12 protein-coding genes are annotated in these 14,427 nt (G+C 34.8%); 8 read left to right on the forward strand and 4 right to left on the reverse strand.

The window, feature by feature from the left end; translation table 11 throughout:
- The first annotated feature begins 40 nt into the window (after positions 1-40).
- The 8 genes from IRZ78_RS18230 (at position 41) to IRZ78_RS18265 (ending at position 7,572) form a co-directional block, all read left to right on the forward strand.
- The gene (locus IRZ78_RS18230) at positions 41-1,018 is read left to right on the forward strand and encodes a peptidoglycan DD-metalloendopeptidase family protein (RefSeq protein ID WP_194617885.1); all 978 of its coding nucleotides are present in this window, start codon (positions 41-43) and stop codon (positions 1,016-1,018) included.
- A 48-nt stretch (positions 1,019-1,066) separates the two neighbouring features.
- Positions 1,067-1,399: a MerR family transcriptional regulator gene (locus tag IRZ78_RS18235; RefSeq protein ID WP_055094707.1), complete on the forward strand. Its 333-nt coding sequence runs from the start codon at positions 1,067-1,069 to the stop codon at positions 1,397-1,399.
- A 44-nt stretch (positions 1,400-1,443) separates the two neighbouring features.
- Positions 1,444-2,025, forward strand: coding sequence for a LemA family protein (locus IRZ78_RS18240; protein WP_078008523.1), 582 nt, complete (start codon positions 1,444-1,446; stop codon positions 2,023-2,025).
- 98 nt (positions 2,026-2,123) lie between these two features.
- Positions 2,124-2,561: a TPM domain-containing protein gene (locus tag IRZ78_RS18245; protein ID WP_194617886.1), complete on the forward strand. Its 438-nt coding sequence runs from the start codon at positions 2,124-2,126 to the stop codon at positions 2,559-2,561.
- A gap of 3 nt (positions 2,562-2,564) precedes the next feature.
- Positions 2,565-3,386, forward strand: a complete 822-nt coding sequence (locus IRZ78_RS18250) for a TPM domain-containing protein (protein ID WP_194617887.1) — start codon at positions 2,565-2,567, stop codon at positions 3,384-3,386.
- A gap of 73 nt (positions 3,387-3,459) precedes the next feature.
- A complete protein-coding gene (locus tag IRZ78_RS18255; RefSeq protein ID WP_194617888.1) occupies positions 3,460-3,873 on the forward strand; it encodes an Rrf2 family transcriptional regulator in 414 nt (137 codons plus the stop codon).
- A 248-nt stretch (positions 3,874-4,121) separates the two neighbouring features.
- The gene (locus tag IRZ78_RS18260; protein WP_194617889.1) at positions 4,122-6,668 is read left to right on the forward strand and encodes a TonB-dependent receptor; all 2,547 of its coding nucleotides are present in this window, start codon (positions 4,122-4,124) and stop codon (positions 6,666-6,668) included.
- Positions 6,669-6,828: 160 nt separating this feature from the next.
- Positions 6,829-7,572: a DUF2490 domain-containing protein gene (locus IRZ78_RS18265; RefSeq protein ID WP_194617890.1), complete on the forward strand. Its 744-nt coding sequence runs from the start codon at positions 6,829-6,831 to the stop codon at positions 7,570-7,572.
- 173 nt (positions 7,573-7,745) lie between these two features.
- Here IRZ78_RS18265 and IRZ78_RS18270 read toward each other — a convergent pair whose 3' ends face one another.
- The 4 genes from IRZ78_RS18270 to IRZ78_RS18285 form a co-directional block, all read right to left on the reverse strand.
- A complete protein-coding gene (locus IRZ78_RS18270; RefSeq protein ID WP_194617891.1) occupies positions 7,746-10,508 on the reverse strand; it encodes an outer membrane beta-barrel protein in 2,763 nt (920 codons plus the stop codon).
- A 274-nt stretch (positions 10,509-10,782) separates the two neighbouring features.
- Complete coding sequence (locus tag IRZ78_RS18275; RefSeq protein ID WP_194617892.1) at positions 10,783-11,511, reverse strand: hypothetical protein; 729 nt, start codon at positions 11,509-11,511, stop codon at positions 10,783-10,785.
- A gap of 155 nt (positions 11,512-11,666) precedes the next feature.
- Positions 11,667-12,977, reverse strand: a complete 1,311-nt coding sequence (der, locus tag IRZ78_RS18280; protein ID WP_065448301.1) for a ribosome biogenesis GTPase Der — start codon at positions 12,975-12,977, stop codon at positions 11,667-11,669.
- A 439-nt stretch (positions 12,978-13,416) separates the two neighbouring features.
- A complete protein-coding gene (locus IRZ78_RS18285) occupies positions 13,417-14,415 on the reverse strand; it encodes a hypothetical protein (RefSeq protein ID WP_194617893.1) in 999 nt (332 codons plus the stop codon).
- Positions 14,416-14,427: the final 12 nt, after the last annotated feature.

Raw genomic sequence — 14,427 nt, forward strand, 5'->3', positions numbered from 1 at the left:
AACTTATTTTACAAGCTGCAAAAATAGGGTATTTTAAAATATGGCGAAAGTAAAATATTATTACGACTCAGAAAATCTGGCTTATACGAAAATAAAAACCAGAAAAAGAATCAAAATCGGTTACGCATTACTGTTTTTGCTGGCCTCGGCATTATTTGGTTTTTTAGTTTTTGTACTATTAATTAATACTCCTTATTTCGAAACACCAAAAGATCGTTTGCAAGCACGTGAAATCGAGAATTTGAAATTGCAATATGCCATTTTAAACAAAAAAATGGATGAAATCGATGATGTGACCCAAGCATTAGAAAACAGGGACAACAATATATACAGGGTTTACTTTAACAAAACCGAAATTCCGGATTCTATCAGAAAAGCAGGTTTTAGAGATCCCAAACGTTATAAAGATTTAGAAGGTTACAACAATTCGCAACTGGTATTAAACACCACAAAACGAATTGACAGATTATCCAAAGAATTGGCTATTCAGTCGAAATCATTAGACGAAATTTTAAAACTGGCCAGTACAAAAGGAAATCTCTTACTGGCAATTCCTGCCATTCAGCCTGTCAGGAATGAAAATTTAAAACGAATGGCTTCCGGTTTTGGTTACAGAACTGACCCTTTCACCAAAGTGAGAAAAATGCATAACGGAATGGATTTCACCGCCAATACAGGCTCGCCTGTTTATGCCACAGGCGATGGTGTTGTAGAAAGAGCCGATGCTTCGGCTTCCGGATTTGGAAATCATGTGGTGATCAGGCATGGTTTTGGATACGAGAGTTTGTATGCGCATTTAAGCAAATACAATTGCAGAGCCGGACAACATGTCAAACGCGGAGATGTAATTGGCTATGTAGGAAGCACAGGAAGATCCGAAGGTCCGCATTGTCACTATGAAGTGCATAAAGACGGAAAAGTGGTCAACCCGTTGAATTTTTATTACGGAAATATTTCGGCTGCAGAATACGTTGCAATTTCACAAATGGCAAACCAGGAAAATCAGTCATTAGATTAATCCTCCAAAAAGTAGTATTTTTGGAATTAAAACAGAAAATTAAAAATCATGCATATTGAGCTTTCAAAAGATAAAAGGTATTATAGCATTGGCGAAGTGGCCAAAGCCTTTAATGTCAATGCATCATTGATTCGGTTTTGGGATAGTGAATTTGACATTTTAAAACCTAAAAAAAATGCCAAAGGCAACAGAATGTTTACCCCTGAGGATATCACCAATCTGCAATTGATTTATCATTTGGTTAAAGAAAGAGGTTTTACACTCGATGGCGCCAGAACCCATTTGAAAGAGGGACAGAAGAAAACATTAGATAAATTCGAAATAATACGTAAATTAGAGACCATAAAAACACAATTAAACGAAATTAAGAACGAATTATAGTATATTTATTCAAAAATTAAAAACAAACTTAAATTAAAACGGATATGAAAAAATGGTTAATCCCTGTAGGAATCATAGTAGTACTAATCGCTATTATTGCTTTTTGGTCAATTGGAATCAAAAATACTGGTTTGCAAAAAAATCAGGCAGTTAATAAAGAATGGGGAAATGTAAGTACGACTTACCAAAGAAGAAATGACCTTATTGGAAACTTAGTAAACACTGTAAAAGGTGCTGCAGATTTCGAGAAATCAACATTGACAGCTGTAATTGAGGCTCGTGCAAAAGCGACTTCGGTAACAATCGATCCAAGCAATGTAACTCCTGAACAATTAGCACAATACAATCAGGCTCAAAGTGGTGTATCATCTTCTTTGTCAAGATTATTAGTTTCTGTTGAACAATATCCAACATTAAAAGCAAACGAGAATTTCTTAAAACTACAAGACGAACTGGCTAGTACAGAAAATCAAATTTTAACAGCCAGAACTCGTTTTAACGAAGCTGTACAAGATTACAATGGCTATGTTCTTGCAATTCCAAACAGCTGGTTTTTAAGCTACAAAGAAAAACCATATTTTGAAGCTGTTGCAGGAGCTGAAAAACCAGTTGAAGTAAAATTCTAAAAAAAGATTCATATTTTTGATTAACGTTTTTTTTTAATTTCGAATGAAATAATTCAGAAATTAGAGAAACGTTAATCTTAATTTAAAAACTCATTTCGATGTCTAAAGTAGAAGATTTTTTATCCAAAGAAGAAGAATTAACCATCGTTGAAGCTATTCGCGTGGCTGAAAAAAATACTTCTGGCGAGATTAGAGTACATATAGAACAAACCACTTCCAAGGTTCCTTTTGACAGGGCTTTGGAAGTTTTTCATGAATTAAAAATGGATGAAACCCAGCAACAAAATGGGGTTTTATTTTACTTTGCCGTAGCAGATAAAACATTTGCTATTTGTGGAGACAAAGGCATAAATGATCTCGTTGCAGCAGATTTTTGGGATTGCACCAAAGATGCCATGATTACCCAATTTAAGTCAGGAAATTTTAAACAAGGTATTGTCGATGGCATTTTAAATGCCGGCGAACAATTAAAAAAATACTTTCCGTGGTCTGAAGGTGACACTAATGAATTATCAAACGAAATCTCAAAAGGATAAATAATGAAAATTTCCAAAAACAAAATATCTTATTCAAAAGGACTTTTTCAGTTTACCTTTTTGTTCATCGCTTTTCTTACTACCAATTGTATTTTTGCACAATTTACAATTCCCGAAAAACCAACTTTGCAGACTTCAGTTTATGATTATGCGAATGTTTTAAGCGCCTCTGAAAAAACACAGTTGGAAGAAAAACTAATTCGATACTCTGATTCTACTACCACTCAAATTGTAGTGATTACAATCGAAAGCTTAAAAGGCGAAGATGTGAATCAGCTGGCTACAAAATGGGGACAAACCTGGGGAATTGGAGGAACCAAGCAAGATGATAATGGTGTTGTTATCTTATTGGCTAAAGCCGAAAAGAAAATAGCTATTAACCCCGGATATGGAGTTGAAGATCGCTTGACTGCAGGAATTGGCGGAACGATCATTAGAAATATTATTATTCCCGAATTCAAAGCCGGAAGTTTTTATAATGGGCTTGACAAAGGAACAGATGCCATAATTGATGTTTTTAAAGGAAAATTCAAAGGCGAACGCAAGCAATCCAAAGGAAATGATTTTCCGATACTCCCCTTCATTGTTATTGTTGTAATTGTATTAATTTTACTGGCGCGTAATAAAGGCGGTGGAGGAAATTCAGGCAATAATAGCGGCGGAGGCCCTAGTCTTATGGACGTAATTCTTCTAAGCAGTCTTGGAAGAAGCAGCGGTGGCGGATTTGGAGGTTTTGGCGGTGGATCATCTGGCGGAGGCGGAGGCTTCGGAGGAGGTTTTGGCGGGGGCGGATTCTCCGGTGGAGGTTCTAGCGGAGGCTGGTAGAAAGAAAGTCACAGTTTGCAGTGACGGTTTTCAGTTTTAAAATTTATAATTTACAATTAATAATTCAAGATAGATGTTATCACATAAAGCAAAATACGCCCTTAAGGCCTTACTTTATTTAGCAGAACAAGACGAAAATCACATTTCAAGAACGATAGAAATTGCTGATGGCGCCAATATTCCTAAAAAGTTTTTAGAACAAATTTTATTAGATCTAAAACGAGGACGTTTTGTGAGTAGTAAGCAGGGGAAATTTGGCGGATATTATTTGATACGCTCCAAAAACGACATTACTTTGGCAGAAATTCACCGTTTATTTGACGGTGCAATTGCGCTTTTACCATGTGCTTCGTTGAACTTCTACGAACCATGCTCAGATTGTAAAACTGAGGAAGATTGCAGTCTAAGACATGGTCTGATGATCATTCGTGACGAAACTCTCAAGGCAATGCAAGGCATCACAATCGCCTCACTTGTAAAGAAATAAAAAAATATTTCCTAATTCCTAGTAAATCTATAGAATTTACATATATTTGCAAAAAAACCAACAACCATTTACAAAATTTTAAACCCTATGAAAGTAAATTACAATCGATCAGGTGTATCAAAAAATCTTTTGCAAAGAAACCAAAATATCCATTTCACTAATGTGAAAAACAATTCTTCTATGATGTGTATGTGCTGATAAAAATTTTTTAATTTAAACTCTACTAATCACATATACTTAATATAAAAATGAAAAATTCTATAAAAAATATATTTACAATACTATCTGTTTTAACTTTCTCAATATCATTTGCTCAAAACATTCAAGGCGTGGTTAAAACCAGCGAAAATACACCACTTGAAGCCGTTAACATTGTTATTAAAGGAACAACTACCAATACCACTACAGATAGCCAAGGAAGATTTACAATCGACAGCAAAGCAAAACTCCCTTTAACCATTTTAGTTCAGTATGTAGGCTACAAAACTACAGAAATTGAACTTATTGATTTACCAACTGCTCCATTACAAGTAACTCTTAGAGAAGAAAATGAACTTATAGAAGTTGTGGTTTCTTCACGACGCAGAATAGAAAAAGTTCAGGATGTGCCAATTGCGATCTCTGTTATTACAGGTAAGCAGGCGGAACAAACAGGAGCTTTTAACGTGAACCGTATTAAAGAACTTGTTCCCTCAGTTCAGTTGTATTCTTCTAACCCAAGAAATACCGGAATTAACATTCGTAGTCTTGGTTCTCCTTTTGGACTTACCAATGACGGAATCGATCCTGGAGTTGGATTTTATGTAGACGGTGTTTATTATGCACGTCCGGCTGCTACAACTTTAGATTTTATCGATGTAGAACAAATCGAAGTATTACGCGGGCCACAAGGATCTTTGTTTGGCAAAAACACAACATCGGGCGCATTTAACATCACAACTCGCAAACCAAGTTTTACTTCAGGAGCTGATTTTGAAGTGAGCTACGGAAACTATAATTTTCTACAGGCTAAAGCATCTGTAACAGGAGCTTTAGGAAAAAAAGTAGCAGGTCGTTTATCTTTCTCCGGTACACAACGTGATGGTCTTATCGATAACGTTGCTACAGGAAGACCTACAAATACTTTAAACAATCAGGGAATTAGAGGTCAGTTACTTTGGACTCCAACAGTAAACACCAATATTATATTAGCTGCAGATATTACAACGCAGCGTCCTGACGGATACGCTCAGGTTGTTGCAGGGGTTGCTCCTACTCAAAGAGCTGCTTATCGCCAGTTTGATGCCATTATTAAAGATTTAAATTATCAACTGCCAAGCTTAAATGCTTTTGACCGTAAAATTGATCATGATACGCCATGGCGCTCAGGACAAGATATGGGTGGTATCTCTCTTAATATCGATACTAAAATTGGTACAGGAACACTTACTTCAACAACAGCTTGGCGTTTTTGGAACTGGGATCCATCAAATGACAGGGATTTTACAGGATTGCAAGTATTGGCATTATCTCAAAACCCAACAAGACAAACTCAATTTACACAAGAAGTTCGTTACGCAGGTCAGCTTACAGAAAAAATTAGTGGTGTTGTAGGTGTATTCTTTATTGATCAAACCTCTCAAACAGATGGTACAGAGGAATCTGGTAATGCTCAATGGAGATTTGCTCAAAGTACAACAAGTCCGTTATGGAAAACTCCTGGTCTTTTTGAAGGATACGGAATCAAAACAGATGCCAACATACGAGCATCAAGTGCTGCAGTATTTGGCCAGATTGACTGGGCTATTACAGATCGTCTACATGTTTTACCTGGTTTGAGATATAACTTTGATAAAAAAGATGCGCACTATTCACGTACAACATACGGAGGTTTACAAACTACTGATCCTGCATTATTAGCTTTGAAAAAATTAGTGTATTCTGATCAGGCATTTGACTCTAGTACTGACAACACTGACTTTTCAGGAAACTTAACCTTGACTTTTAAAGCTTCAGACAAAATCAATGCTTACGCAACTTATGCAAAAAGTTACAAACCCGTTGGTGTAAACGTAGCGGGACTTCCTACTGATTCAAAAGGTGCTCCATTACTAGATCTTGCCGTAATTAAACCAGAGAAAGTAAACCATTACGAAATAGGAGTAAAAACTTCACCGTTTAGAAATTCAGTATTCAACCTTGCTTTGTTTAACACAGAGATCAAAGATTTTCAAACCAACGTTCAGGCAGCTGAATTGGGTGTAAACCGTGGATATCTTGCCAATGCAGATAAAGTACGTGTAAGAGGTGCTGAACTTGATGCCAGCTTTGTGATAAGTCAAAACTTAACTATAAATGGTGCTGCAACATACACAGAAGGTACTTATGTTAAATTTACAAACGCACCACTTCCATTAGAAGAAACAGGAGCTCCTGTAGCCTTTAAAGATGTTTCAGGAACTGATTTACCAGGCGCTTCAAGATGGGCAGGATCTCTGGGAGGTGAATATTCTAACAATGCAAAATTCTTCGGAAACGCAGGAAAAGCTTTCATTGCATTAGATTCTTACGCTCGTTCTGAATTCTCCTCTAGCCCATCGGCTTCAAAATACTTAGTGGTTCCTGGGTATGCTATTTTTAATGCCCGTATTGGTTTCCGCGCTTCGCAAGGCTTATCTGTTCAATTCTGGGGACGTAACCTTTTAAATAAAGATTACTATGAGCAATTATTGCCAGCTGGTGGAAACACAGGACAATATGCAGGAGTAATTGGTGATCAAAGAACTTATGGAATTACTTTAAAGTATTCATTATAATCACAGTTAGTCAGTTTAAATACATCAAACGAGATAGGTTTTTAAATCTATCTCGTTTTTTTATGCAATGAAATCACAAAATAGCATTTAAAACAAGTTTTAATACGGGATAGATTCTTCCTGATTTGTATATATTCGCACCTTGAATTTATACTAAGGAATGAAAGTTCTCCAATTATTACTCTTTTTTATTTTTATTAGTCCTTTTTTATCAGCGCAAAGTATAAAAAAGACAGACCAACAAACCTTAACCTGGATAAGATATTACAATATTTTACCCCTTACTGAAAAATGGGCCATTCATTCTGAGATTGACAACAGAAGTTTTTTGAACCCCGTTCATGAAAATTTATTTGTACTGAGAATTCAGGGAAGATACCGGGCTCATAAAAATATTGAACTGGGCGGTGGTTTTGCTTATTTTAATGTAAACACACAAGACCCTCACCTTGATCCTGATTATTCTGTTCCTGAGTATCGCATTCAGCAAGATGTTACTTTCATCAATGAGATTGCTAAAATCACTTTTCATAACCGTTTTCAGCTCGAAGAACGTTTCATTCAGAAAGCCACCAAAACCGAATTGCTGGATGATTTTTCTTTTGCGTATCGATTTAGATACCGATTACAAGCAACATTTGATCTCTGGAAAAAAGAAAAACAAAGCCTAAAGGGAACAATTTCTGATGAAGTGATGTTCAATTTCGGAAAAGATAATAAACGAAATACTTTCGATCAAAACCGAATTTACACTGCATTACGTTATCATTTCAACCCCAATATTGGCCTTGAATTAGGTTATCTGAAAAATTTTCAAAGACGCTCAAGCGGAATTGATTTTTATGACAGAGATATTATTCGTTTTACCTTTTATCACAGAATTAATACAAAACCAAAGATTTAAAAAGAAAAAAAAATAAATACAAAAATTCCAACTTCCAATACAAAAATTCAGGAAAAACCAGTTCCATCCCTAAGCCGGGCGATAGCGAACAGACCAAGCAAATCTGCAGGCATAAAAAAAGACGCACTGCTGTGCGCCTTATATGTAAAGCTTTACTCCTTTGAACCTCTTTCCTAATCCATTCTCTGTCTTCTCTTCCCTCCTTTTTCAGCACCGGCAAAGTTTCCTATTTTATAACTTACAGAAAACATCACATAACGCTTAAGCACTGTATTTTCTTCATCACGAATAGAGGTTGCCGAAATGGTTCTGGTAGCACTTTGATTCTGATTCAAAACATCATAAACCTTTACCTTTGCGTAGACTTTTTTATCAAAGAATCCATAAGACAAACTGGTATTCCAGAGATAAAAATCTTTTTTGAAGTTGCTGGAAATACTGGAATTATAAGTGTACCCAAAATCATTTCCGAAAATTAGATTCTCTGGCCAGTAACTTGTGGTTTGCAAATTGATTCTGTGCACCACATTTGAACTGGCATCTCTCGAAGAGTTTTCATAATTGGTCTGATTGTATGATAAACTATACGATGGCGAGATAATAAGAAGTTCCCCGTACTCATAAGTCAAATTTACCTTTGGCGTTACAGCCGTAGATTTTGCATTGTACAAAATAGCATTGGTAAAACCTTTATCGAAGGAATAACTACCGTTTAACCCCAAACTATATCGCAAAACATGAGCGTCCCTTTTTATTGATTGATTCCAGTTTCCTCCAATCGAAGCCAGGTAAGTTCCTGAAATATTTACATAAGTAGTGGTCCTTTTACCGCTATCATCATAAATAGAAGTCGAAACCACATCGTTATTATAATAATCTCCTTTTACATACAAACTGTAGCCCGAGCGTGTACGGAAATCGTAATTTCTAAAACTAAAATTAGCGCTGTTTTTCTCGATAGGTTTCAAATCAGGATTTCCTGTTATGGTATTTAATGGATTGGTTAAATTTAAAACCGGCATTAATTGAACCGCTGTAGGAAGCGCGTTTGAATAATCGTATTTGAATGATAAATTCTTTGAACGGCTAAACTTATACCTTACCTGGAAATCTCCGTATGGCAATGCATATCGTTTGTTTAAATCAGTGACATTATTAAGATACAGCGAATGATTATCAAACTCTACAATGGAAGTTCTTGAATTTAAATTGACCGTATATTTGCTCTTCTGCCAGGTAATTCCAACTTTGGGACTAAACGAATTTTGTTTAGAAGTAGTGTAATTGGTCAAAGAATCATTTAGACTGGAATAAGATTGCGATGCAGCATCAAAATCGAATGTTTTTACGTCTTTCATCTCTTTGTTCCAGTCAAAATCAGATCCAAACCTTATACGCAGGGAATCAGTTACAGGTTCTGTATATTCAAGTTCAAGAGAATAATTATCCGTAGTATTTTTGTTATTACTTTTCTGATTACGATCATCATTTGGCTTAGCATCCTGATAAAAAATAGTCTGAGAAAGATTCAGAGCCTCAGCATCTGTTTTGGCATTGTTATTATCAAAAACAACACTAAAATTACGGGCCTTTTTCTTAAAAGCTTTATTGAAGTTGATCGTGTTTCCAAAAGTAGTATTATCACTTTCTGAATATGATTTAGCCGTGCTTTCATTCAAAGAGTTTCCGTTTTCATCCTCAGAAAAACTAGACGAAGTCGAATTACTATTCGAACGGGATTGATTGTATTTTGGTACCACAACCAATCTGGTTGTGGGATCAATTTTATATTCTAATTCAAAATTGACGTTGTTTCCTGTATTTTCATTTCTTGTCTTAGAATCTGATGAAGTTGCAATATTTCCGGTTGGTAAAAAACTAACCTGATCAGATTTGCTATCGTTATTATTAATCGAATTCGAAAAATTATAACTTCCCATTGCCATTAATTTTTCTGACCAGTCATCAGAATAATTAAGTCCTACTAAATTCGATTGCGTGATACCTTTACCACTTGCTGAACTGCCGCCGCCTCCAGTGTTGCCTTTTGCATTTCGGCCGCCTCCCATATTATCAAATACCTCATCCATTGCAAAACCTGTCGAATTGATATTATTCGATGATGCCAAAACACTTATCTTTTGCTTATTGTTGAAATAATTCAATAAAAGACTGCTTTCGTAACGATCATCAGAACCATATCCTCCCAGAATTTTCCCAAAATAACCTTTGTTTTTCTTTTCGTCAATGGTGATATTGATACTCGAATAATCCGAAGTGGATTCCTGCTTGGAAAGTTCTTCTTTCTTGGTTTTAAAATCCGAAACCTGAATTTTTTTGATAATCTCTGCAGGCAGATTCTTCAACGCAATAGCGCCATCTTTATCAAAAAATGTTTTTCCGTTTACCAAAACCTGATTTACTTCACGTCCGTTTACGGTAACTTTTCCATCTGTACCCACATCAAAACCAGGCAATTGTTTCAGCAAAGTCTCTACATTCGAATCCGGCCTTACTTTATAAGAAGCGGCATTAAACTCCAGGGTATCTTTTTTAATCGTAATAGGCGGAGCTTCGCTTTTTATAACCACATTATCCAAAGCATTTGCAGCCTCCAGTAAATACAATTTACCAAAGTCTTTGCTTTCCAGAAGTCCTTTTTCTTCCTCAAAATAGGGCTGATACCCCATATAATTTACCTTTAAGAAAATAGGCTTATCGTATTTTTTGGTTTTTATGCTAAAGGATCCGTTTTTATCGGTCGTAGCATATTCAATTACGGTAGAATCTTTTACGGTTGTAAAATAAACTGTTGCCAGTTCCAGCGGTAACTGCGTATTAATATCAACAACGGTTCCTTTAAGAACAATGTCATTTTGGGCACTTGCCGAATAACAAAAAAGAGAGAAAATTAGAAAATAATAAATTTTGGTCATAAAATGGTTGGTTAGAAATAGTAAGACTCAAGTAGAGTCAAAAGGTTTAATGGTAAGCTTAACATTTACCCAAAACAGTGTGCCATTAACCTTGATAAAATATTTGGATCAATAAAGATGCATAAAAAAAGTCCTCATTTCTGAGGACTTTTACTTTTATTTTTTCTTTTATATAAATCCTAATAATCAAAAACTTAAAAATATAAGTTGCAAAACAAAACGTATATTCAATCATACAAAATTATAGATTGTTCAATTCTTTTTAACTATTATATTAATCCCTTGCAAAAAGAAATTCATGGGTATCAATTACAGCTCCCCTTCGCATCTGTACTAAATTGCTTGTCTTTTTTAAAAAAATTCCAAGTGTTTTTTCATTATAAATCAGTTTCATTTCTGGAGAGTAATCTGCTACTAAATACATGTCTCCTTCCAATTTAAAAAAAGGAATTTCCATTTTGCTCTTAATTTTTATGCCTTTATCAACTAAGGTTCCATTTGCTAATTTTTCTTTAATAAGCCCTTCATTTTTTTCTTTTGATGATACTTTCGCATACGCAACCATCATATTCATCCATTCCTCATTATCCATTAAATACCATTCTATCTTATTAAAATCAACTCCTTGATCACTAATCCAGCCATAGCTAGTAAATGCAAATAAAACTTGTCTTCTACCATTAAGAGCGGGGTTATCTGCAGGAATAAATTCTTGAATTTTAAAAGAAATTACAGAAGTTGCTGACATGTCTTTTGTCTTTTTACCATTAAAATCAAGTGTTTTAAGTGAAAAGCTACTTAATTCAGGATGATTTGTTAGAACCCACTCAGTAGCTTTCAGCTCAGCTCTTTCTTTCATATCTTCGATTGATGATATAATAGCTCCAACCGCTATTGCAGCCCCAATACCAGCTGCAACAGCTTTTACACCATCGTTTTGTGCGTGTGATTGTTTCGGAATTAATAGCAAAGTAACAAACAAAACAATGATCAATTTCTTCATTTTATATTTATTTAATGATTAATTTTCAAATATAGCAACTGTGAAATTTGCTACAATACGGTTATCCGTAAATAAATATTATTATTTAAAATACAATAATATCCATATTAATAAAAGATATAAAAAAAAGTCCCCATTTCTGAGGACTTTTACTTTTATTTTTCTCTAATATAAATATCTATTGGCACTCCTGAAAAATCCCAATTTTCTCTAATTTTATTTTCAAGGTACCTCTTATATGGTTCCTTAACATATTGTGGCATATTGGCAAAAAACACAAACTGAGGTGTTAATGTTGGCAACTGCATACAATATTTAATTTTTACATATTTACCTTTTGTTGCTGGCGGCGGATAAGCTTCGATCACCTTGAGCATAAATTCATTGAATTTAGACGTTGGGATTCTTTGTTTTCTGTTTTCAAAAACCGTAACGGTAGCTTCTAATGCTTTCAATAAACGTTGTTTGGTTAAAGCAGAAACAAACAAAATTGGCACATCTGTAAAAGGCATTAATTCTTTTTTGATTTTCTCTTCGTAATCACGAGTCGACATGGTATCTTTTTCTACCAAATCCCATTTGTTTACCAGGATTACAACACCTTTACGGTTTTTCTCTGCCAGCCAAAAAATACTTTGATCCTGACCTTCAAATCCACGGGTTGCATCGATAACCAAAATACAAATATCAGCATGCTCAATTGCACGAACCGAACGCATTACCGAATAGAATTCTAAATCTTCCTTTACCTTAGCTTTACGACGGATTCCCGCAGTATCAACCAGGTTAAATTCAAAACCAAAACGGTCAAATTTTGTATCAATTGCATCACGAGTAGTTCCCGCAATATCAGTAACCATAAAACGTTCTTTACCAATAAGTGCATTGATAAAGCTTGATTTTCCAGCATTTGGTCGTCCTACCACAGCAAAACGAGGTAAAACTACTTCTTCCTGAACTGGTTCTGGTTTCTCTGGAAAAGAATCGATCAAAGCATCTAATAAATCTCCGGTTCCACTTCCTGAAATACTTGCAAATGTGAAATATTCACCTAATCCAAGGTTATAAAACTCAATTGCATCTTTCTCACGCATTGCGTTATCTACCTTATTTACAGCCAATAAAACTGGTTTTGTTACCTTACGCAACAAGCGCGCAACAACATCATCCATTGGTGTAATTCCTTCTTCTACATCAACCACAAAAATAATAACATCAGCCTCATCGATAGCAAGCTCTACTTGTTTACGAATTTCTCCTTCAAATACGTCATCAGATCCGCGAACATATCCGCCGGTATCAATTACAGAAAACTCTTTTCCGTTCCACTCGCTTTTACCGTAGTTTCTATCTCTGGTAACTCCAGAAACCGAATCTACAATAGCTTCTCTTCTTTGTATCAGCCTATTGAAAAGGGTTGATTTCCCTACATTAGGTCTTCCTACTATCGCAACAATGTTATTCATTTTTGTAAATTTTAGATTTTGAATCTTCGGTTTTAGACTTTAGTTTCCTAAAATTCTATCACTTATAAATCCAAAATGCTTTATTTTAATTTTTTGCAAAGGTAGTTAAAAAAGTGACTAAGTCGCTAAGTTTCTAAGAACCTAAGTTTTTTATTATATTTCCTGTTATTTCAGCCTTTTTTTTTAGCAGCTGCTTCCTGCTATCCGTTACAAACGAAGTTCACTGAACTCCGAAATAAAATAAAAATTAAGTGAAGTAATCTTTTGCGTCGCTAAAGAAGAGCCACAAAAGGATTTCCACTTCTATCAGGGCTAGGGCTTCAGACTTAAAAGAACTTCAGTCAATATCAAAAATTACAATTTTGTATTATCTAAAAATCCTTTTATTAACCTGATTACAAACCTCTAATCTTCTTGATTTTCAATAATTATTTTTCAATTATTTACACTTTTCATAAATATATTGAGGTCTCGCTCCCATTCTGTAAGAACTAAAATCACCTTTATTGGATAATTTTAAAGTTAATCCATCGTCTTCCTTTGCATTAAAAAACTTAATATCCCGAATTTTAATTTTTCCCGAAATAACATTTACAGGACCTATCTTATAATTACTAAACGCAAAAGGCTTATCGCCAAAATCCCAGTATATCAGTTCTTTTTTATCAAAGTCAACGTATGCCTTATTCTCTACATCACAAAACCTTCTGTTATGCGATAAAAATTCTTCGACTTGCGCTTCTGTATCTATTGGCACAAACTCTTTTTCGGGGTCTGTGTACAAAACATCATCTACAACATCCTGAGTAATACCCACCAAATGTTTATTGTTTTTATAAATACCAAAATACAATGTCAAAACCCTGCTTTTATCTTTAGACATTACATCGGCTCTGTAATTGCACATTTTTTCGAGCTTTCGAAAAGGCTTTTTATCTTCATCTGAGCGATTACTATAAGTATCCTGAAAATCATCCAAACGGAATTTATCTTGATAATTCACATAATAAAAACCAGTCTTTTTAAATTCTCCATCACCCAGATATTCAGGAAATTTTCCAAATTCTACATTATCATAGATTTTAAAATCAGACCATTCAATCCAGTCATCAATTTTATTCGGAAAACTTAAAATAGGATAATAACCATCTTTTACAAATATGGCCAATCCATTAGATTTATCAATAAACTTATTAATACTCGCAGCTTTATTAGTATTGAATTGCTTTATGAATTCGCTTAAAAACAATCTCACCTCTTTATCAGAACAAGCCGTTGTATCTAAAACTATGGAGTCTTTTTGCACGATAGCTTCCGTTTTTTTGATTTCAGGTTGAGCCGGAACCGCTTTTTCCTTCGAACCAAAAAAGTAATTTATACCCACAATCAATATAAGTCCCAAACATATTGGTATTGAATACTTCGTCGAAACCTGCATAAATTACTATTT

It is taken from the genome of Flavobacterium sp. CSZ, assembly GCF_015350725.1.
GTDB lineage: Bacteria > Bacteroidota > Bacteroidia > Flavobacteriales > Flavobacteriaceae > Flavobacterium.